The 21,281-nt window shown below is 58.9% G+C and carries 15 protein-coding genes; 8 read left to right on the top strand and 7 right to left on the bottom strand.

The genetic code is table 11. The annotated features are described in order from the left end of the window. From ARC23_RS04345 to ARC23_RS04355, 3 genes are all read left to right on the top strand, one after another. Window positions 1-2,625 (top strand): tellurite resistance TerB family protein (locus tag ARC23_RS04345; RefSeq protein ID WP_057496111.1); only part of this gene is annotated, 2,625 nt, incomplete at its 5' end. Beyond that, entirely contained in the window at window positions 2,622-3,920 is a 1,299-nt protein-coding gene (locus ARC23_RS04350; protein WP_057496112.1) for an ATP-binding protein, read from the top strand. The genes ARC23_RS04345 and ARC23_RS04350, both read left to right, overlap by 4 nt. Window positions 3,921-3,922: 2 nt before the next feature. Beyond that, entirely contained in the window at window positions 3,923-6,103 is a 2,181-nt protein-coding gene (locus tag ARC23_RS04355; protein ID WP_057496113.1) for a DEAD/DEAH box helicase, read from the top strand. A 456-nt stretch (window positions 6,104-6,559) separates the two neighbouring features. Here ARC23_RS04355 and ARC23_RS20695 read toward each other — a convergent pair whose 3' ends face one another. The 3 genes from ARC23_RS20695 to ARC23_RS04365 all read right to left on the bottom strand — a co-directional run bounded on the left by ARC23_RS20695 (window position 6,560) and on the right by ARC23_RS04365 (window position 9,974). Continuing rightward, entirely contained in the window at window positions 6,560-7,315 is a 756-nt protein-coding gene (locus tag ARC23_RS20695) for a hypothetical protein (RefSeq protein ID WP_152985193.1), read from the bottom strand. A gap of 884 nt (window positions 7,316-8,199) precedes the next feature. Beyond that, window positions 8,200-9,531, bottom strand: coding sequence for a hypothetical protein (locus ARC23_RS04360; protein ID WP_141057183.1), 1,332 nt, complete (start codon window positions 9,529-9,531; stop codon window positions 8,200-8,202). A gap of 236 nt (window positions 9,532-9,767) precedes the next feature. Further along, a complete protein-coding gene (locus ARC23_RS04365; protein WP_152985194.1) occupies window positions 9,768-9,974 on the bottom strand; it encodes a hypothetical protein in 207 nt (68 codons plus the stop codon). Between the two features lie 460 nt (window positions 9,975-10,434). Between ARC23_RS04365 and ARC23_RS04370 the strand changes: the two genes are divergently transcribed. Together ARC23_RS04370 and ARC23_RS20700 are read left to right on the top strand one after the other, a co-directional pair. Further along, window positions 10,435-11,832: a site-specific integrase gene (locus ARC23_RS04370; protein WP_057496116.1), complete on the top strand. Its 1,398-nt coding sequence runs from the start codon at window positions 10,435-10,437 to the stop codon at window positions 11,830-11,832. A gap of 94 nt (window positions 11,833-11,926) precedes the next feature. Beyond that, window positions 11,927-12,496, top strand: coding sequence for a hypothetical protein (locus tag ARC23_RS20700; RefSeq protein ID WP_151458200.1), 570 nt, complete (start codon window positions 11,927-11,929; stop codon window positions 12,494-12,496). Between the two features lie 26 nt (window positions 12,497-12,522). Here ARC23_RS20700 and ARC23_RS04375 read toward each other — a convergent pair whose 3' ends face one another. After that, window positions 12,523-13,380, bottom strand: a complete 858-nt coding sequence (locus tag ARC23_RS04375) for a hypothetical protein (RefSeq protein WP_057496117.1) — start codon at window positions 13,378-13,380, stop codon at window positions 12,523-12,525. A gap of 1,072 nt (window positions 13,381-14,452) precedes the next feature. Continuing rightward, window positions 14,453-14,929, bottom strand: coding sequence for a hypothetical protein (locus ARC23_RS04385; RefSeq protein ID WP_057496119.1), 477 nt, complete (start codon window positions 14,927-14,929; stop codon window positions 14,453-14,455). Window positions 14,930-15,145: 216 nt separating this feature from the next. Here ARC23_RS04385 and ARC23_RS04390 point away from each other — a divergent pair, with 216 nt between their 5' ends. The 3 genes from ARC23_RS04390 to ARC23_RS20705 all read left to right on the top strand — a co-directional run bounded on the left by ARC23_RS04390 (window position 15,146) and on the right by ARC23_RS20705 (window position 18,821). Beyond that, window positions 15,146-15,934 carry a hypothetical protein gene (locus tag ARC23_RS04390; protein ID WP_152985195.1) on the top strand — a complete coding sequence of 263 codons (789 nt, stop codon included), beginning with the start codon at window positions 15,146-15,148 and terminating at the stop codon, window positions 15,932-15,934. Between the two features lie 187 nt (window positions 15,935-16,121). Beyond that, the gene (locus ARC23_RS20300) at window positions 16,122-16,490 is read left to right on the top strand and encodes an H-NS histone family protein (RefSeq protein ID WP_080393013.1); all 369 of its coding nucleotides are present in this window, start codon (window positions 16,122-16,124) and stop codon (window positions 16,488-16,490) included. 1,209 nt (window positions 16,491-17,699) lie between these two features. After that, on the top strand, window positions 17,700-18,821 hold the full coding sequence (locus tag ARC23_RS20705) for a hypothetical protein (RefSeq protein WP_152985172.1): 1,122 nt from the start codon (window positions 17,700-17,702) through the stop codon (window positions 18,819-18,821). Window positions 18,822-18,940: 119 nt separating this feature from the next. On the opposite strand, the gene ARC23_RS04395 is transcribed toward ARC23_RS20705, so the two are convergent. Both ARC23_RS04395 and ARC23_RS04400 read right to left on the bottom strand, forming a co-directional pair. Then, window positions 18,941-19,963: a hypothetical protein gene (locus ARC23_RS04395; protein ID WP_152985196.1), complete on the bottom strand. Its 1,023-nt coding sequence runs from the start codon at window positions 19,961-19,963 to the stop codon at window positions 18,941-18,943. A gap of 383 nt (window positions 19,964-20,346) precedes the next feature. Further along, window positions 20,347-21,180 carry a TlpA disulfide reductase family protein gene (locus ARC23_RS04400; RefSeq protein ID WP_057496122.1) on the bottom strand — a complete coding sequence of 278 codons (834 nt, stop codon included), beginning with the start codon at window positions 21,178-21,180 and terminating at the stop codon, window positions 20,347-20,349. Window positions 21,181-21,281 lie beyond the last annotated feature (101 nt).

The raw sequence follows: 21,281 nt of genomic DNA on the forward strand, positions 1-21,281 counted from the left end.
GCTCGGCCCATCGATTCCGTGCCCCACCCGCCACTGGCCCCCGCGCAGGAGTCGAACCGAGGGCCGGCCGAGGCTGTTTCACCCTCCCGTCCTGGGAACTTGGAAGAGGCCAAGGCTGCGGTGAGCATGCGCCTCGCCATCGAGTCCGCCGCGCGGGTGCTGACGGCCGTGGGCTCCCCAAACCCTTCGACCCCTTACCCCCACCAACCCGACGTGGAAGACATTGAGCGCGCGCGCCCGGGCAACCTCGCTGCGGCGAAGCGTGCCGTGACCCAGCGCTTGGCCGTGAGTTCGCAAGGTGAGCTGGCCGAGCCCCTGGCCCAGCCCGCCACGAACGCAGGAGTTACCCCGGGTGCCCCTTTGACGGGCACCGGTGATGGGCGAGCACACCCGCCACCGAACATGAGGGCGCCAGAGCGCTCTGCGCCTCCCTTGACGATCAATGGACTCAACGACGCAAGTGCAATGACGACGCCGCCCCCACTTCCATCGCGTGCTTCGCCTGCCTCCCTGCCCGACGAGCTCCGGCAGGTGGCCATGGACTCCGAAGCGCCGGCCAAGCAATACGCGGTGCCCCGCCCTCCCGAGGGCTGGGACAAAACCCGCTGGCTTGGCCCCCACGATGAGATCGAGATCGCGGGCATCGTCATCCGGGGTGGTCTGTTCTACACAGGCCCGCGGCTGGCCACACCTGGCACGCGCGAGCAAGAGCCCAGCTTGGTCAACGGCGTTCTTGGTGTCGGTCGATACGGGGACTACCGATCCACGACGCGCTACTGGGGTGGTTACGCAGACTTTGAACCGGCGGAACGGCACGCCTACTTGAAGTGGCTTGCTTCGGACCGCACCGATCCCGGCTGCGCGATCCAATACGTCCGATTGTTCATGTTTGGGCTGGAGCGTCGCGTCTTGCTGGACTCGGTGAGCGATCCGGCTTCCAAACAAGACTGGCCCGCTATTGAGGCAATGCTTCGCCGCTTGTCCTCTGCCTATGCTGCCGTGCATCCGCACATCCACGGGCATGTCAACAGCCTGCTCGACTGGATGGCTTTGTCGGAGGCAGGCGACCAGATCTACAACGCCCCGCTCCCCACGTTCGAGCGAAGTTACGAACTGCCCTTCTACATCCGCTTGGCCTTGGGTCAGTGCTCATTGGATCGCGCTCCCGTGCCGGCCACCCTGGCCACGGCTTGGGTGCGCCTCAATCCCGAGATTCCGATGCGAACCGCCGCGAAGCGTTGCGCAGAAGAGTTTGATCGGCTTTTCGCGCTGCGATATCAGGAGACGTTCGGCCCAGGCCTTGTACTGCCAAAGAACCGCACCAAGCTTAAGTTCACGCACCGCCCCTTCAACCCGGTGCTCGATCGAACCGAGGCCGGGACCCGAACGTTTGGTGACATCCCCGATGTCACCGCGTTGCGGCGACCGTTGAAGGCGCTTCAAGAGCTTGTCGTGCAGTGCACCGAAGACCTTGCGTCGTTTAGCCGTCTGGTTGGCAAGACGCCGGAGGCCAGGGAATCTCTGGAAGGCCTCTTGCTTCTTCCACCGGAGATCTGGCCAATCTCCATGCAACAGGTGCTTGCCCAAATCGCTTCAGATGCCCAAGCAGGAAACCTGTCGCTTCGGCAGTCCGACCTCTTGGGCAAGTTTGGCCTCGTCGGCGGTCCATTGGCCAAAGACAGAATTCGGGATCTCGCCCGGGCATTGGAGCAATCCGGGGTTGGGATCGAACCCAACGTGCTGGAGGGAGCGCGCGTGCCTGGTGAAAACGATCCGATCGTTCTGTTCGCCATGCTCCCAGACCAAAGCCACAAGACCGACGCCCAGGCCTATCAGACCGCCCAGTTGACCCTGCAGCTGGGCTCAACGGTTGCCCAATCTGATGGCGCGTTCAGCACCCACGAGCTCGAGCACCTTTCACGCGAAATCGAGAACTGGACGCACCTCAGCGAGGGTGACCGGCGGCGGCTGCGCGCGCACCTTGATCTCTTGGCGATGGCACCGCTTTCCTTGCCTACGTTGCGCAAGAAGCTGGATCCGCTCAGCGAGGACATCAAGGACGCCATCGCCGGGTCCATGGCCACCCTCGCCCAGGTCGACGGAATGGTCTCTCCAGAGGAGGTCCGGTTCTTGGAGCGCGTCTACAAAGCGCTGGGCGTGGATCCCACTCGTGTGTTCAGCGACGTCCATGCCCCACGCCCGTCCAAAGCCCCAAGCGCATTGCCCAAGGCTGCGTCTGGCGCCTTCCAACTCGATCCCGACCGGATCGCTGCTCTTCAGCGGGACACAGCCCAAGTCTCCGCGTTGCTCGCCAACATTTTCACCGACGAGGAAGCGACTCCCCCTGATCACGCGCCGGCGGAAGCGGTGGGTGCCGAGGTGGAGAGTGCTGGTCAGTTGCTAGGGCTTGATCAAGCACACAGCGCGTTGTTGCGGCTGATGCTGTCGCGCCCGGTTTGGACCCGTGCCGAACTGGAAGATGGCGCGGCAGACATGGAGCTGATGCTCGACGGCGCGCTTGAACAAATCAACGACGCGTCGTTCGACGCTTACGACATCCCCTTCTCCGACGGCGACGACCCGTTGGAGATCAACCCCGAATTCATTGAGAAGATCGAGCAATGAGCAGCCCAATCCGTTCCAGGGACCGCGACACGGTGATCCAGTCGCTGCGCGCCGGCGTCGTTCCACGCGCCGGTCAGCATTTGATCCAAGTCGGGCGCGCCCGTGAAGTGCAAACCCTGGTCAGTGACATCGATCGGCTCGCCGATGGCGGCTCGTCCTTCCGCCTGGTGGTGGGTGAGTACGGCGCAGGCAAGACCTTTTTCTTGAACCTCGTTCGCGCCATTGCAATGGAGCGAAAGCTCGTCGTGGCCAGCGCGGATCTGAATCCCGACAGGCGGTTGCATGCTTCAGGGGGGCAGGCCCGGTCGCTCTACGCGGAGCTCATGCGGAACTTGGCCACTCGGACCAAGCCCGACGGAGGCGCCCTGCCCGGGGTGGTCGAGAAGTTCATTTCGACCGCAGTGGCCGAATCCAAGTCGCAAGGCGTATCCACCGAGGAGGTCATTCGCGCGAAGCTCGAGCAGCTGAGCGAACTGGTGAACGGCTATGACTTTGCCGACGTGATCGCCGCTTATTGGAGAGGGTTCGAGCAAGGCAACGAGCAGCTCAAGTCCGATGCCATTCGTTGGTTGCGTGGCGAATTTTCCACCCGTACGGATGCGCGTGCAGCGCTGGGCGTCCGAACCATCGTCGACGACGCATCGGTCTACGACCAGCTCAAGCTCATGGGCCGCTTTGTTCGACTGGCGGGCTATAGCGGCCTACTGGTCTGCCTGGACGAACTGGTCAACCTCTACAAATTGGCCAACGCCCAGGCCCGGAATGCAAACTACGAGCAGCTCCTGCGCATGCTAAACGACTCCCTGCAGGGCTCTGCGGTTGGCCTTGGCTTTGTTCTGGGCGGCACCCCGGACTTCCTGATGGATACCCGCCGCGGCGTCTACAGCTATGAAGCTCTTCAGAGCCGCCTGGCCCAGAATACCTTTGCCACCAACGGACTGGTGGATTTCAGCGGCCCTGTGGTTCGACTGTCGAGCCTGACGGCCGAAGATTTTTACGTCCTGCTCACCAAGATTCGCCATGTCTACGCTGCCGGCGACACGGGCAAGTATCTCTTGCCCGACGATGCCATTCACCAGTTCATGACCCACTGCGCCAATCGAATCGGCGATAGCTTCTTCCGCACCCCGCGCACGACGATCACCGCGTTTATCAACCTCTTGGCCGTCTTGGAGCAGAACCCGGGCGTGGGCTGGCAGGACCTGATTGGATCGGTCGAGGTGGCAGCTGACCACGGGGGCGACGGCGAATTGGTCGTTCAAGAGGACGACGAGCTGGCGTCGTTCAGGCTCTAACGATGACTGCCTCCAGCGCCTTCCAATCGCTGCACCCTCGAATCCAGCGCTACCTCTGGACCGAACAATGGGAGGCGCTGCGTGAGGTCCAGGAATTGGCGATTCCCCTCGTCCTGACCGCCGACCGTGACGTGATCATCGCCGCCAGCACCGCCTCGGGAAAAACCGAGGCCGCTTTTCTTCCTGCGCTCACGTACCTTCTGAACACCGACGAGGAGGGCCTGATTGTCTACATCAGCCCTCTAAAGGCGCTCATCAACGACCAATTTGAACGGCTGCAGCGGCTTTGCGAGGACCTTGAAGTCCCCGTGTGGCCTTGGCACGGAGACATATCGGGCTCGACCAAGCAGCGATTCTTTAAACACCCCCGTGGCGTGCTCCTGATCACGCCGGAGTCCTTGGAGGCGATGCTCTGCAACCGCGGAACCTCCATGGCCGCCGCGTTCTCAAAGCTCCTCTACGTTGTCGTGGACGAACTCCATGCGTTCATTGGAAGCGAGCGCGGAAAGCAGCTCCAATCGTTGATGCACCGGATCGACGTGCTATTACGGCGGCGGAATCCCCGCCTGGGCCTGTCGGCAACCTTGGGTGACTTTTCGAGCGCTGGGGCTTTCCTACGCCCGGGTGTTGGGGCTGCCCCCGCGCTGGTCAACGCCTCATCAGCCGGAAATGATCTCCAACTGATCATCAAGGGCTACGAACAACCCGCACCTGACGCCGGGTCCGACGAGAATCAGGCTGCTCCCGCTGCGCTGGCCGAGCACCTCTACCGAGTCCTTTCAGGGACGAACAATCTGATCTTCCCCAATAGCCGAAGGGAGGTTGAACGCTACACCCACCTCCTCAACCTGCTGAGCGAACAGGACGGCCGGCCGAGAGAGTTCTGGCCACATCATGGGAGTCTGTCCAAGGAAATACGCACGGACACGGAAGCCGCTCTGAAGCAAAAGGGTCGTCCAGCAAGCGCAATTTGCACGAACACCCTGGAACTAGGCATCGATATCGGAGCGGTGAAAAGCATCGCGCAAATTGGCCCACCACCTTCCGTGGCCAGCCTTCGCCAACGCCTTGGTCGCTCCGGGCGCCGCCCTGGAGAGCCAGCAGTGTTGCGCGGCTACGTTATCGAGGATGCAATCGACGCTGAGTCGACGTTGAAGACAAGGCTTCGACTGGACACAGTTCAGTCCACTGCGTGCGTCATGCTGCTGCTGGAGAGGTGGTTTGAACCGCCTTCGGTCAACGGCCTACACCTTTCGACGCTCGTTCAGCAGTTGCTTTCTTCCATTGCCCAATACGGCGGACTTAAGGCAGCTCAAGCGTATCAGCTGCTCTGCGCAGATCAAGGACCGTTCCACGGCCTGTCCCAAGACGCGTTCGCAGAGTTACTTCGCCACCTTGGCCAAGAACAGGTTCTGATTCAAGATGGCTCCGGCTTGCTGCTCCACGGCCCGGTCGGCGACAAGTTGGTCAACCACTACACCTTCTACGCCGCTTTCAGCGTCGACGAAGAGTTCCGGATCGTGGCCGCCGGCAAGGCACTAGGCACGCTCCCCGTGTCCCAACTGGTGACCGTCGGCCAGCGTATCTTGTTTGGCGGTCGCACTTGGCTCGTCGAGCAGATCGATGACGCCCAAAAAACGATCTACGTGGCTGCGGCGAAAGGCGGCACCCCGCCTCTTTTCAATGGAACGGGCGGGCAGGTCCACACCCAGGTCCGTCAAAAGATGCGTGGACTGTATCAGCAAGAGATAAAACCAGACTTCCTGGACCCCACTGCTTCTCGCTTCCTGCAGGAGGCGCAAAGCGCCTACCGTCAATTGCGCTTGGACGGCAAGGTTCTCCTCGACCAAGGTACCGATGCCTTGCTGCTCACATGGCTGGGGGACTCCGCAAATGAAGCCATCGCCTGCCTCCTGAACGCCCAGGGATTCACTTCTCAGGCCGGTAGGCTGGGCGTGGAAATCTCCAAGGGAGCTAGGAGTCTCGATGATGTCATCAAGGTGCTCGGGCGGGTGGCGAAGATGCCATTACCATCGCCAGAGACGCTTCTTCACTCTGCAAACAACTTGGTCACGCAGAAGTGGGACGGCGTACTTCCTCCACGCCTTCTGAGACGCTCGTATGCATCGTTGAAGCTGGACTTCGAAGAGGCGATTGCATGGCTCGCTTGCGAGTTCGGATAGTGCACCAGGTCGTCAATTGGTGCGAGCCGATAGTCCCAGTTGCCAATTACGCCCTCAGCCCCAGGCATTGCCACCCAAACCCCAAACGGGTTACTCAAGCCCATGGCCTAGTCTAGGTTGCAGATCCTCGTTCAGCATCACCATTGGAGCCATGACCAGGGCACCCTCTCGCCCCTCAGCCTGGTAACACCAAGTGCCTGACCACGAATCACAACCGCTCAGGCACGATCTTTCCAATTGCACGATAGACAATTGGAATTCCTCGGTATGACCGCGGCAAACCTTGCGGAACCCTCTTAAAGACATTCACCAAAAAAGCTCGACGCCCGAGACGCCAATGCCATGTTAGCCCGATCCCAGAAATTTGCGCCAACTTGGATACCCGGTCGTAGAGCTCCCCTATCGAGCCATCGATCGATTGAACCTCAGGATCAACATTCATAAGCCCCCCACTCCCTACAATAGCCTCAGCTTTAACTCAGAAAACACCGTTGTCAATGGCGTAGCATAAGTAACCTTCAAAACCCGCACACCAAAGCGCCTCCGCCATCCACCACAGAAAAGATGACCAAACGCCCCTCCCTTCAAATCACATATAACTGAACCGCTATCTCCGCCATTCGAGAACTTCCGCGGGAAAGCCCCAACCTCAATGCAATCATCAAAAAAAGCAACACCCCCGTCCCACGCAACACTCACGGCGCAAATTCCTTTACCCAGTATTCGGCCGTAGGTTAGACCGGTGGTTCTTCCAATCTTTGCGACCCCCGAAAATAATCCAGGAACATTAGAAACTTGAGTGATTGATCCAAGCCCAGGAATATTGTTGACATGCCCGGATTCGGGATCTCTTATCCTGGCAATTGCAGCATCGACCACATCTTTCCATAGGACAAGATCAGCAACTACATCAGCTGACTTAATTAGATCATTGCGACCAGGTTGAATAATCCTACACTCGCCCCGCCCGGCAGGATCCAGAAGGACATGATTGTTGGATAAAATGAATTGTCCGTCCATCTCTTCGGACTCGACAAACAATCCAAGGGTCCCTGCGGCTCCCTTTATGTTAGAGATACTTACACCCACACGCATGGGCCTGCTCTTCCCCCTCAACCAAGCAGCACCTTCCGGCCTAAGAATCTCCATAGGCTGGATATCAACCTCGCCTTTACATATCTCAGTAATCTCGCCAACGATTTGCGGAATCACAGACTGCTCGCCTTGCGGGCGCACAGCCAGATAAAAGTCGCCCTGCCGCGCTCCTGGCGCTATGCCGAGTGCGATCTGCGCACGCGGCGCCCTCCAACGAGACCTCGCACCACCTCGTGAGAAGCGCATTTCCGGGACAGGTCTCGGCCGCAACTCGAAACGATCCAACAGCTCATCTCTCAGACCTACGACACGCTCGTATTCCATTCAGATAGCTTCCTAATAAATCCTCATCCAAGCATGCCACCTGCAGGGCACTGGAGGGGAGCGCGAGCCGACTAGCCCTAGTGACCCGATAAGCCCTGCATCATACGTCTGTCCCGTCCTCGCCCACCTGCCACGGTAGGCCGGCCTCGGGCAGCAACGCTCGCCTTAGGCGAGCGATGTGCACCGCGTCGGCGGCACTGAGCACGCTCTCTTCGCCCTCTGTGGGCAGCCGAAGGTCCGGACCGCCTGATGATCTCGCCGCGAAGTCCTGGGTCAGTGGGCGTCCCACCAGTTGCACCTAGCGACGCGACGAGGATCGACCGAGTAGTTGCGCCACGGCTCCGCTTCCCAAGCAATTTCTCAGCCACGATTTCACGGCGTCGTTTACCATTCCTACAGAACTAAACCAAACAATCCAAAGGGCGCTGTTAGCTTACAGAAATTAAGCGGTATAGAATTGCGGCGGATCTGCTCTGCCGCGCATCAAGCCCCATTGCAGCGGGTGCTCTTGCCCTCGGACGCTACCGCCGCCAGGGGCTTTACCTCTCGGGGCAGCCTTCTGTCCACTCATCATGTTTCTCCGTGGTTTAAATTGCCTGAAGGCAATGCGCTGCTCCACGGGAGATGAGCTCACCTGCTGATGAGTGTGGCTATTGCTCGCGATCTTTTAACTCGCCTCATTGCTGATCATCGTCCGCCGTGCGAGGCCCGTGAGGCGGGTCCTTTGACCTAAACTTGTTAGGACTCTCAGTTCGCCTGACAGCCCTTAGCACTACGTCCTTAAGGTCTTCAGACAGGCTTGGAACCTTTTTCAGAGCTTCACGGAACATTGGCGACGCGAAAAACTCCGCATAAGGGCTTCCATGATCAGTCTCCGCCATGAAACGCAACGGCTCTTGGTCAAGGTGGCGGAGCGCCGACCCAAATAGGTCCTTTTCAAATTCCGGATCGATTCGTGAGGCTTCGCGACGGTAGCCCTCATAGGCCGTCGCAAGGGACGCTTTAAATGAGTAGTCTTCCGCTAGGCGAAAGCGCTGCGCTATTTGACGCGTAGCCAGCCAAGCCACCCACAGTGGCGCGGCAAGGGAAAGCGTCCCAAGGGCGACCTGAACCCAGATCAATGACATGAACTGCTGGCTTGTCGGGTCCTTTGTGAGTTCGGAGATTGCTTGGACTCTGAGGTAGCCAAGGTACGCGCCAGCGCCGAGTGCACCGATCAAAAGGCCGACCCACCACCTAACCGATACCCGAAGCGCGTTAGCCCTGCTATTGAAAGCCTCAGCGAGCGCATGACTGGTCGTGGCGCGATACACGGCCTCGATCCCGTCCAGTACCCTCTTGGCTTCAACCTCTAACGCCTCCATCCGGGTGAAAGACGACGCAGCACCATCTGCTGCGGCTTTCGACTTCGACGCTGCCTCAACTGCAGACTGATGTGCTGCTGCAACGTCCTTGCGTGCGTTAGCAATCATCTCAGCATCGACCGGAAGATCCCCGATCAGCTGAGCCCCCTGCCTGATCTCGTCCAACTGGTCTTGGAGAGCCTCTCGATCCACAACAATGGCATCCAATGCCTTCTTGGTCAGCTTCAGCTGACGCCGCAGCCGACCTGGCAGCGTCTCTGGATCGGGCTCGGCCCACACGCCAGTTGGAAAAAGAGTGCGCTCCCACTGATTGAACGTCTCAAAGTACGCCCAACCTGCCTGACCTATGTTACCGCCCGAAAGATTGCCCAGATTGCTAGTCAGTATGGTGAGCTGGGTGGGAAGGCTGGCGATCAAGTCCGCTTGATCTTGCTCGTCGGGGTCAGTCTCATCGAAAGCGAGATCCGCATCCCTGATACGCTGAGCCAACCGCGCCGGAACGGCGGCAATCTCCTGTGGCGTGAGTGCAGGCGCCATCCAACCGATCTGCTGCTGGAGCGGATTGGTCACGCCATTAAACGTCCGCTCCACCGCAGAAGTAAATTCATCCAGAGCAGTACACGCTGCTTCGACTTGCTGGTCCATGGATAGCCCCCCCATCCCTATTCAGCGCATTGTAGACGCAGATTATGCTGCCTGCGCAAGGCTCGGCCTGCGATCCGCACCTTCAAGAGCTCCTGCGGACCCGCAAATCTCGTTCGGTGGACGCGTCCGAAGCACTGGACCAGGGTAGCGACGTAGACCCACTCGAAAATGCCAGCAGCCTAGACCTCGATCGCAACGCAGTCCGTTTCGATGCGGCCCCAAAGATAGGCGTGATTTCATGTTCTGTCCTGCCCTCTGGCCACCAAGGGTTGCATGGCTTCCGCGACAGAGCGCTGGAAGGGCGGATCCTTGTCGGCATACTGGGCTACCAGCCAGGCCGCGTCCGCCCCGTCCTGGCCCACCTGCGCCACGGTCGGCCAGCCATGGGCCGCAGCGATCGCCTTCAGCCGAGCGGTGTGCGCCGCATCGACAGCACTGAGCACCCTCTCCTCACCCTCAGTGGTCAGCGGGAGGTCCCGCGCGCAGCTCGGGGTTAGTGGGCGCCCCACCGCTGGCTCCCAGCGGCGCGAAGAGGATCGCAATCACAAACAATGGACAGACTCGTTGCGCCACAGCTCCGCCTCCAAGGTGATTTCTCAGCCCTCAATTCTCCGCAACGTTTATCATCCGTACAGAACTAACATAACAATCCAAATGTCGCTGTTAGCTTATATAAATTAAACAGTACGGTAATGACTGCGATTGCATACCATACTTTTCCATGCAAGCCTTTGATTTCCAAGAACTGAAGTCATCCACTTCCTGCGTAATTTTCTTTTCCTGAAGAAGCAGTAATGGGGGCTGACAATAGATGCCTACGGTCGGTACGCGGCCGGCGCATTTCCATTGACGATTGCTGAGGCTGGTTTATCTGTACTTCCATCGAAACGATGGAAGCCCGCAATGCCGTTGACTCAACCCCCAAGCCCCCTCCAATCCTACCTGGACGATCCCAACGGCTCGCTGGAGATGTTTGACATCCGCGTCGGCAGGTTTCGGATAGGAAAGCTGGTGGTCACCGGCCGAGAGGCCGCGATCCAGGCCCAGGAGATTCTCAACGCCGCCTATGAGCGCACCCGCCGCGCACGCTCGACCAAGAACGGCACCCGGTATCCCGAACCGCTGCCCGTGGGCACACCTGGACGAACACTCTCCGTAGAGATTGACGACTACATCCGCAATCGCGGCGACTACAGCTGCCTGGCCAGAGAGACAGTCGAAGCAACCTCTCGCACCCTTCGGCTGCTTCTAATGACGTGCGGGGACATCCCTGTCACCCGCATCGACCACGCTCACATCTACAAGTTGTGGGACCTCATTCGCTGGGCCCCAGACCGCCTGCTCTCCGATCCTGAGTACCGCAGGTTCACCTACGACCAAGCGGTCGCGCGCGGAAAGCAACTCAACGTGTCCCCACCAGCCCCGGCCACGCTTGAGAAGCACAGGCGCTTCCTGTCGACCTTCTTCAAGAAGCTTGAGAAATCGAAGGCCATCGGTGCCTCTCCGATGGTCGCCTTCGACGAGATCAAGAAGGACCTGGTCGTGGATCCGAATAGGCCCGAGCGTCTGTTTGACGATGCAGAGCTCAAGCGCATTTTCGACCCGCAGACCTATGTTCCATGGGCCTGTAAATACCCCCACCGCTGGTGGCTCCCCATCCTCGGGCTCTGCACGGGGGCGCGCATCAACGAGATCGCCCAGCTCAAACTGGCAGACGTGGTGCAAGAGGCCGGCGTCTGGTGCATCCGGATCCAGAAGACCGTCGATCCCGACCTGGCGCACAAGACCCGCAACCGAAGCCGTCAGCGCCTGAAAGGGAAGGCAGCCATTCGCACCCTCCCCATCCCCACCCCAGTGCTCAATGCGGGCTTCCTCGATTTCGTGGCCGATATCCGGGCATGCGGTCATCCCCGGTTGTTCCCCCACCTGACCGCCGGCGTGAACCGCAAGACGGGTGAATCGAACCAACGCTACAGCCAAGCGGCGCTCAACCAGTTCAGCACCTACCTGAAGGGCCTGGGCTTCGGGAAAGGTATTGGGCTGCATGCGTTTCGGCACACCATCGCCACAGAGCTCCACCACAAGGGCGTGCCCGACGAAGACATTGCCTTGCTGACCGGCCACAGCATCAGCAAGAAGGTCCCGGTGTTGCATGAGGCCTACTTCCACAAGAAGCCCGAGCTCGCTCGCAGGAAACAGATCGACCTTCTGAGCCGCTACGCACCACCAGTGGAATTGCCGATCTACCAGAGGGGGCAGTTTGCAAAGCAGCTTAGCCACCCGGGCAAGTTCTATCCTTGAAAGCTCCACTCCTCATTGCGCATCGGGGATTGCGTCGGGTTGACAATCGACAAGGAACTGCCATAACCACCACAGTTCTTCCTGCGATCAAACCATGTCTCCCCACGAATGCACATTCATCGATATCCAGCCACACTTGGTGGATGCGCTCGTTCTCGGCGCCAATGCCATCCGGTTCACACCCACGCGTGACTGGAAAGAGGCTTGCGCTAATCTGGGCACCGAACTCACCCCGGCGCAACTGGAAGACCTAGTACGCTGGACTGCGACCTTCTTTAGTCAAACTGGCGATCTGTCCGCCGTTCATGAGTCAATCCTCGCCCATGGTGTTGGCATGCAATTGCGCCTCCAGACTGGCAAACCCATTCATTCGCCATGGCAAACCATCCATGCTTACCGATCCACAACACATCTGTATATCGCCAGCTTCAGAATAGAGACCGCCGGGTCGCTATTCCAAGTTGTTGCATCTGACGTCTACCGATGCATCACACCAGAAGCGCTCACTCCCCCTCCCGCACTGAACCAGGCTCAATCGGAGGACTTCATTGAGCTTGAGAGCATCCGAATGAGCAACGACCTCGAGGCCATGAGGCGCGCGGTCGAACTTGTTAGCAGTGCACAATCAAATGAACGGCTCTTCGGACGGCCACCTCGAGCTTGAGAGATGCTGAGGCCAACAGAGCAACGCTATTTCTTGGACGGAACCCCTTGGCTTTTAAAAGCCTGCTTGGCGTAATCCAACCCGATCCGCCCGCACTTTTGATAAAAAATATCCTCATCACCACTGCTCCCCACAACCCTACCCATACTGTAGAATTGACCGTCCTTAAGGTAGTGACTTGCAACAACTCTATTGACCGTACCCGAGCGCTCCATTTTGCTAGCGTAGTTGTTGCGCCCAGAAGCATGGTTCACGAAGTAGAAAACCACGATGTAGTTCAGCGCGGACAGACTCCTTAGATATTTCCAAGTCTCGAGGTCAGGCCAGTGATGATGCACGACCTCAATGATCACCCCGGGATTGCGAGCCGTCCGATTCATCCTTTTGGAATCAAAGCCGACGATGTCTGGCTGGATGAATAGGCCTGGAGCCATCAACATTCTGGTGCCCGGATCGCAGTGCCATACGTAATCGCTCGCGACGTGCTCCTCCCACAATTTAAAGTCGGCGCGCTTGTTGTTCGTGCCCCACGCTACTGCGTAGATCTCCGCCCTAGCACCAAGTTCAGTCAGAGAATCGTGGAGACTTTTGATCGCATCGTTGTGCGCAGGATCAGCGCTGTCTTTGTTGAGGATCGTCCGTGGCTGCCCCGCTTTAAGCTTGAAATGCGCGCGGGTGGCTTTTCGTCCCGCCCTAGCCTCCCCCTTGGGAAAGATGACCAGCTCGTTTAGGTCGTCATCCCATAACGGCTCGTTGGCGCGCATGGCGTCTAGTTTTTCAGGGTTTTCAATGTCATCTGGACTGAACGACTCACCTGCGCTGTTCCAAGCCCGCTTCGTCTTGAGATTCGCCCACTTCGACTCATTATCCTCTTCCATGCGCATTGGCCCCCAGATCCTTTAGGAAAACACAAGTCACTATAGCGGATTGCCATCACGTCGGCCGTGGCCTCAGTTGAGGCACACGCGCTTGAACCGGATTCCCTTCAGCCGGAGCCTAGACTCCCATGCTCCTTCGGTTTGATGCCCGTGCAGACGCTAACGCGCCCTTGGATGCCTTGGACCGGATCTCAGCTGCCAGCGAAGGCAGCTCGATCATGTCGTGCCCAGGGGGCCCAACCCAAAGGTGAATCAGACAAGGTAGCCCTGACAGCAAACCCAGCACCCAGGGGGTCCATGCATTCCAACTCGTGAGCTGGCTGAGGGTCGAACTGGGCAAGTACCCGTCGGCGATCACCAGTACCACCCCGACCCACCCTGCCTGGACAACAGACTGCCAGCGCTTCAGAGCTCTCCGCCGCTCAGTGATTTGGCGCTCCACCGGCTCCCGACGGGCTGCGTCGGGCTCCTGAGCCAGCCAGCGTTCTGCGTCGACTCGGGTCACATGGCGCTGTCGGCTGGGTTGGCGCGGCCTGGGAGACACGTGCAGCCAAGACTGTATGAGACCTGTGATCCAATTCAGCAGCTCCAGCGCGACAATCCAAGTGCTAGGACCAAGGACCTGCACCACTGCGCCGTAGACGAGGATCACCGCCAAGTACACGAACGGTTGATCGCCCGAGGCTGACCTCCCCTCCCAAATGCCACTGCCCAGCAACAGCGTGAAGATCACATCCGCTACCAGGACAAGTCCAAACAAGCGGAGCAGCCAACCGCCATTGTGCGCCTTGTCCGTGAGATCCCATGCAACCTTGTTCACGTCCAAATTCACTCTCCCCGCGGAACGCTACATGATCGATAACACCGGTCAAGCGCTCACCGGTCAATCATGCCCTCAGTTGCCATCCACGCCCATGTCGACGACAAGACCCAGCACTGCTTGTTTTCCTCTGTAGATACCAACATGGCATTTGCGACCAGGCCGCCACCATTCCAAGTGCAGTGAGGCGAAGCCAATCGCCCCCTGCGACCCTGCCAAACAACTAAAGGCATCGGACTTGATTACGGGCAAACAACGTCAAGCCAAGACCTGGGATGTACCGTCGCTGTAGATCATGTTGGAGGCGACGAATTTGATCTTCATGTCAAGGAGATCGGTGGTCAGCATCCATTGGTGCTCGGGCATGAACTGATTGAAGGTGAATCCAATGCCAGGGTTGGCAAGAGGCCGACCCGGATTCATGGGAGAGTTCACGGTCACATTCAGCCGGAACTTCACTTCACCGAACAAGTCCATGAACTCAATGGCTCCCTTGACTGCACGGGTGGGCTTGGACTCTTCGGAAAGCGTGTAAACGCAATCAAACCAAATGTGGTCCTCGTAGTCACCGTGGTCGTATCGCTTGTTCGAGACCGCAATCGACACCACGGATTCTTCTGCCTGACGCGTTCCGGAGGAATTGTCAGTGGCCCCTGCTGCCGGCACGGCATGTCTTGCCTCGAGCAAGGCCAAACGCCGTTCAATCTCTGCAAATCGCTCTTCCATGTCGCTCATGCGTCCCCTAGTTGTCATCCAGATATGAGCCGAGCCCAGTCCGGCCCCTCCATTTGCGAAGGCCACATGCAAGCGCCACCGACCACCGCGCCATCATATTAGGCACGCGGCGTTTCGGCAGCAAGACTGCAAAGTCCGGAGGTGCCCCTTTGCCTACTACGCTAGGCTACGCACTGGAAATTCGTTAAAAATCCCCTGTTCGCTTAAGGTCCCACAGTGAGAAAGAAGCAGCGCCAAGTTGCAGAAGGCCACCTCCGGCAACAAGGTCAGGCCTACAATGCGGCCAGGACGAACGAAACAGGGGCAGATAGCAAGCCACGCGCCGGTTCGGGTGCGGGCAGCGCCATTGCAGCTGCAGCCGGCAGCCTGCTCGCGATCGCCACAATTTTGGGATTTCTCCTCCATTTTGCGGGGGATGTATCCCAGACCAACTACCTGACCCAGCTGGGGCTTGAGCCAACCTCCTTCCCTCAGCCAGTCGATGCCAAGGTCATACATGGGGTCTACGTCGTGGCCTCGGAAGGCTCCGAGCTTTTCAAGGATGTGCCGTGGCCAAAGGTTGTCACCCTTCTCCTCCTCGCCACTGGCTTCCTTGTCATCACCGGGGCGCCAACAAAGCCTGATACAAGGCTGAGGGATTGGCTGATGCGGCGATCCTATTGGGTGCGACAGCCCATCGTTGTGTTTTTTACGCTCATCGGAGTGGCGGTCACGGGCGTCTGCGCAGCTGCTCTCCTTTCCATTGCCTCCACCATTCCTGGCATCGCTGGCGAGCGATTTGGCTCAGCGAAAGCGGCAAGGGTTTCTGACCAGCTCAGGACAGGCAGCCCCTCCAAGCTGACCGAGATCTGGAGAGGGGAGCACTTGCTTGGGAGGGGGGAGATCATCATCACCAGCAGCGAGGTAATCGCTTGGTATGACAGCGATCAAAAGGCACTGCGGACCATCAAGACTGAAGGGATCGAGCTACGGGCACCACTTGGACCGCCCAACGCTGTCCACTGACGCCCTGTCGCTCCTGTGGCAGATCCGGCGCTAGGGCGCGATTGGATATCCGGCCCCCTCCCTGCGCCCAATCTCACAGCCCCCGACTCCACGACCCAGTTGGATTCTGCGACGGGCACCATGCCCAACAATTCGCTTCCATCCGCCTTTACAACTACGCTAGGCCAGTCTAATCAAGGATCGCCCCGTGGTCATAAACGTCAACGGCCTCTCGGCCAAAGAACTCAAATCACTGATTGCCCAAGCGGAAAAGCAGCAGGCCAAAGTAATGACACGCCCCAAGGCTGCGGCCATGCGGGCAAAGATCAACAAGTACGTCAAAGACCACGGTTACACGATTGAGGAGCTCTACGGAGATCTTTCAAGTCCAGCTTCAGGAAGGACCAAGAAGCCATCAGGCCGGAAGCCGGCGAGGTCGGGCGGCAGCAAAGTAGCGCCCAAGTACCGAAACCCGGCCAACCCAAATGAGACTTGGTCGGGGCGAGGCCGGCAACCGAGATGGCTGGCGGCGTTGGTTGAAAAGGGCAAGTCAGCGAGCGATTTTCTGATCAAATGAGTGCCAAGTCGGTGGCCTGACTCAACGCGGTTTCCGCATACCGCTGGAACCGCGGCTTCCCAGCACGCTCGCTTGACTCATGGCACGACGGGACCTTCAGAGGGCTGGCGTTGCAGCCACGCCCTCTCAGGATCGGTAGCCCTCGGCTGGCTGCGCCAAGGGCTGGCGGAAAGCACCGCTTCGAGCTGCGCAACGTGGCTGCCTTTGCCAATCGGCTGATCCGCCTGGGCCCGCGTATTGGAGTCATTGGATGAACGTTGCGCGGGCGGCTGCTCGACGAACGGCCGAACCTTCGCTCGAACCACCAAGTCCATCAGCACCAGCGCAGCGCACATTCGGCATTTGCCCGAGCCACGCTGGTCCGGCCGGTGGAACCCTTCCTAGCGGCCGTCGATCAACTGATCCAAGCCGGCCATCGGCCACCCGCCACCGCCGGCAGCAAAGTGACGGAAGCAGCGACTCCCCCCCTCGATCGCTTCCAAGAGTTCCTCCAAGTACCCGCCTGCAAGCAAGGTGCTAAAGGAATGTCCAGATGAGCCAGACAAGAGAACCGCTCACCAGCTTTTGATATCCGGAATGATTGCGACCGCACCGCCCCGAACCTCTCGCGCCTTGGTGGATTTCGGCCGTGATACCGAGGAGCGGCCTTATCCATGAACTCAGCACAAGTGTGAGCAGCGGCATTCCCAGCACAGACAATTGACAAAACCTGCGCTCCAGCTAAATAGGCCAGACACCCCACAAGGAGTCAGGCAATGAGGTACAAAGAAGCAAATGCCCACCTGGGCCGGTATGGAATACGTCTGATTCGATGCAATGAAAGAAAGAGAGAGCGCTGGGAAACCGGACCTACCAACGAGACCTGCCCAAGAAAGTACTTTTCTTCGATTGACGCAGCCGTACAGTACTGGGATAGGAAGGCACGTGGCTTGGCATTTGATGCAGTCTTAGCAAGAGCCATCGTAGAGCGGGCTTTAACGTTGGGCGCAACCGACCTCTCAGCCTTCAATGCCTGGATCGACGGAAGAAGAAAGACATTGCCTGGCGTAATGTTTCGACAAACGGGCTCTCTTTGCTTCCCCCAGAACTGGAAAGAAGAGGCCATAGCATGGGCCGCCAGGGAGGGGTCCATCGCAGGATTTGAAATTCGTCACGCACTGAAGCATGCTCGCTTGCAGCACCCGACTCTTCTGCAAAAGCGAAAAAGGAATGCAAAGCGTGACCGAGGACTGTCCAGATGACAGCATTAGCGCCAGAGTTGAGCACCTTATTTCAGCGGTTATTGGACCAGTCCACCAACTTGTTCGACCGACACCGCTTGCCGCAGCATTACAGATAGCGGCTTTCCGCATCCTCCAAGCGCATGCACAACAGCCTCAGCAGGAAGAAGAGATCACATCAATGCTTCTGGGGGCTTTCATTAACTCCATCGACTGGGTAGCGCATTGCCTTGAGTCGACCCATGGGCCAGGGCTATCGTGGGCGCAACACAGCAAGTATGGCTCTGACGTTAGGAGCGAAGGCTCTACCGGCGCCGATTTTTCGTTAATGATCACGTTCGGTGAGAACTTCGCCCGTGCCGGCGTTTTCCAGGCCAAACTGGCCGCGTGTAACAACACGGTCAACATTCACAGGATTGCGCCTTATCGTGAAGACGTTAATTCTGATGAGCCGGTCATGCTTCCTGAACCTCAAGCCTTAAGACTTCTGGTTCACGCTGAGAACATTGCAGGATCGGTGGCGACGAGCGACATCGACTGGATTCACTACTGCGCGTATGGCCCCACCTCATTTTTCTGTATCCCGCTAAGCCAAGCAGAGGACATCATTATCGATTACAAAACAATGAAGCCGTCCGCCGACGCAGCGCTCCTCAAGCTTCTCAACGCCACTGGCAAGGGGCCTATTGCGGGGCCACTAAAAAGGAGCGCTGAAGTGCTTTATCGGAACCGACATCGCAGGCCGCTGGTTCGCAATGAAGCGACATGCGAGCTTATTCACGTCCTGGCAGTGGGCGCATCAACACCCCTGGGCGATGATGCCCCCGGTTGGCTCAACTTATACATGCTGTTGAAATTGAGAAGTTCAGGAAAACCTTTTCAAAGGACACCGAATTCATCGAGCTTGATGGGAACGCTCATCCATCACCCAACCCGTCGTCCAATCTCATTGAGCACCTCAATGAGCAAGCCCACGGCTACGCAATGGCCGCCACGGGAGAGCAGCCGGGGGGAAACACACCTCGCCGGAGCGCGCCAAGGCCTTGATGAATGCGGCATCGGTCCAGGAAGTTTCCCATATATCCTTAGTCCAACTGGCTGGCCGATCTAAAGCCGCAGGCTGCAATTCATAACTGCCGCTCGGTCTGTCGCTTAATCATCCAGACGCCATTCGTGTTCGACGCAGCGTGCGTGCCGGCCCCCGCCCTGTTGCACTCCGACTGCACAGGGCTACTCATACTGCAGCTCCCCAAACAGGCTGATCATGAGATCGCCCTTGAGTTCTTCAAAGGGAATCTCCACCACGTCGTCGGGGTGCCGGGGCTTGGCCTTCCCGTCATGCGCTGAATTCTTCGTATGACCGTTGACGTTCTCTCCATTGTCCTTCGTGTAAGGAAGAACCACGATCCGACCGTGGTTTTTTGAGACGATCTTCCCCTCTCTCCAAACAGCGTCGGTATCGCCTCCAGTGCCGTCCGCCGCACGCTCCTTCACCAGCCATCCAACGTTGTTGAAGCTCTCATACCAGAAAACAAACGAGCCCATGACCACAGCCCGCTGCCCCCTCGCAAGCGCATCGGCCAAGAGTCGTTTGACACCTTCCAACTGGAGGAGCTGAGCCGCTCTGGGCAACAAGATCTGGCGAATCTTGGCCTTGGTCTTTCCCCAGTGACTCAAGGAACTGAGATCAAACCCATTGGCGATTCTCGCGCGGTAGCATGCAACTAGGAGCTTACGATTGGCCCACATTGGATCGGACCAACTCCCGTCCTCTAGCCTTACAAAGATCAGATGACGGCTGTCTCTCCGCACGGAGATGATTTTCACGTAAGCGTGCTCACGCAACTTCTCTACAATCAGATCGCGATACTCCTCCGCCTTGGCGGATAGAACCAAATCAGCCTCATTGAAAACGGTTCTCGCTTTGCGCGCTTGTGCCTGAGCAAGCATCAAGCCCTCTTCTTCAGCCAGACGTCTGGCGGCCTGTAGCGCCTTCTCGGCCTTCAGTCGGAGTGACACCCGCTGCTCATCGGACGCCAGGGCGTCGATCTGAAGCGCGGCCTGTTCGTTCATCAGGCGACACGTGTCCTCAAGCTCTTCGCGGTCGCGCGAGGCAATCGCAAAGAAAGCGCCATCCCTCGCAACGGGTGGAGCCTTTCTCCAATTGACGGACTTCCCATCGCTGCAGGCCAAGACGTACACACGCCAGCATTCAAGCCAAGGATCAAAGACCGTCCGTGCTGCGATGATCATCCTATCGTCCCCCTACCGATGCGCCACACAGTGAACCACCCAAAGCACGCAGGTCGTTCCACTTCCGAATTGCTTCCACCACGTGGTGCTGTTCAACCCCATTGAGCCCATGGAAAGCGTGCAACGCCACAACCATTGCTTCCGTGGACCCGAGCAGCGTGGCGGGTGTTACTCGCAGCGCATGCGACAGTTCTGTAAGGCTATCACTGCCTGGCCGGCCCACGCAGCGGTTGGCCCCTTCCCCCAAATGATTCCCCATCATCCTTTCGCCCCTGTTGGTGATACCGAACATCTGCTCTTCCAGCCGATCCCCGCCGCAGCTGTGCGATCTCCGCATTCCGAGCGGGCCGCCGATCTTGCATTCTGGCTCAGTGAGCCCTTGCCTACTCTAGCGGCCCTTTGCTGGACTCGGAACCAAAGTGCTGGCGCACCTTTGCCTTCAGCCCGGCAAGGGTCATTTCCCCCACATGCATATCCACCATCCTGCCCTGACTGTCAAAGAAGAGGGTCGTCGGCATCACCCGCGCGCCGAAGCGGAGCATGGTCTCGGACGACGGGTCGGTATACGTGTGGTCAAACACGAGCTGGTTGTCCTGGACGAACGCCAGTGCGGTCGCGGGTTCGTCCCCCTGGTTCACCATGGCAAACACGACGCCGGGCAGCTGCGCTTCGGCTTCTGCAAAGGCGGGCATCTCGCGGCGACAGGGCGGGCACCACGCGGCCCACAGGTTAACCACCACTGGACGCCCGACCGCGGCCGACAGGGTCGGCACTGCCGGTCCCGAAGGATTCCCATGAACAGCCTCTAGCCCCGGCGCAGCGCGGCTCATCCAATCCAACGAGAAGCTCATGGCCAACCAAGCCACGCTGCCGAAGGCGAGGCCTGCGAGCGCTCTGTTCCTGACCCCGGCCTTGCCCCGCGCCAACCAAGCGGCCACCAACGCCCCCGCCAGTAATCCCCAGGCCCAAGAATAGCCGCCGTCACCCAATGTCACGATCGACCAAGGATGGGGCGCGTAGTCCTGCCAGTTCTGCACCACGAATCCGAGGCGAGCAGCCAGAAGTCCTGCCCCGATCGCATCCACCACGATCCCTGCCGCCCGTTTGGCCTCCTCGGGGTTTTGGCGCCTGCGCCACTTGCGCGCCACCCACCAAGCGGCCGTGGCGGAGAGCATCAAGGTCAACACGTCGATGGAGAAGGGGCCGAGGCTGTTCAACGATCAACTCCTTGCGGGGTGGTAAGCAGAGCTTGCCGGAGGTGACGCCACTGCCGTGGCTCAAGCCCCCTGGGGATCCGGTCGATAACGTTCCCGTGGCA

The sequence above is a fragment of the Stenotrophomonas beteli genome (assembly GCF_001431665.1).
Lineage (GTDB): Bacteria > Pseudomonadota > Gammaproteobacteria > Xanthomonadales > Xanthomonadaceae > Stenotrophomonas > Stenotrophomonas beteli.

What these genes read in the sequence shown, in the direction of transcription:
- ARC23_RS04375 (WP_057496117.1), bottom strand. Translation starts at nt 13,380, where the DNA reads ATGCGCATGGAAGAGGATAATGAGTCGAAGTGGGCGAATCTCAAGACG.
- ARC23_RS20700 (WP_151458200.1), top strand. Translation starts at nt 11,927, where the DNA reads ATGTCTCCCCACGAATGCACATTCATCGATATCCAGCCACACTTGGTG.
- ARC23_RS20705 (WP_152985172.1), top strand. Translation starts at nt 17,700, where the DNA reads ATGCAAAGCGTGACCGAGGACTGTCCAGATGACAGCATTAGCGCCAGA.
- ARC23_RS04395 (WP_152985196.1), bottom strand. Translation starts at nt 19,963, where the DNA reads ATGATCATCGCAGCACGGACGGTCTTTGATCCTTGGCTTGAATGCTGG.
- ARC23_RS04350 (WP_057496112.1), top strand. Translation starts at nt 2,622, where the DNA reads ATGAGCAGCCCAATCCGTTCCAGGGACCGCGACACGGTGATCCAGTCG.
- ARC23_RS04385 (WP_057496119.1), bottom strand. Translation starts at nt 14,929, where the DNA reads ATGAGCGACATGGAAGAGCGATTTGCAGAGATTGAACGGCGTTTGGCC.
- ARC23_RS04355 (WP_057496113.1), top strand. Translation starts at nt 3,923, where the DNA reads ATGACTGCCTCCAGCGCCTTCCAATCGCTGCACCCTCGAATCCAGCGC.
- ARC23_RS04370 (WP_057496116.1), top strand. Translation starts at nt 10,435, where the DNA reads ATGCCGTTGACTCAACCCCCAAGCCCCCTCCAATCCTACCTGGACGAT.
- ARC23_RS04360 (WP_141057183.1), bottom strand. Translation starts at nt 9,531, where the DNA reads ATGGACCAGCAAGTCGAAGCAGCGTGTACTGCTCTGGATGAATTTACT.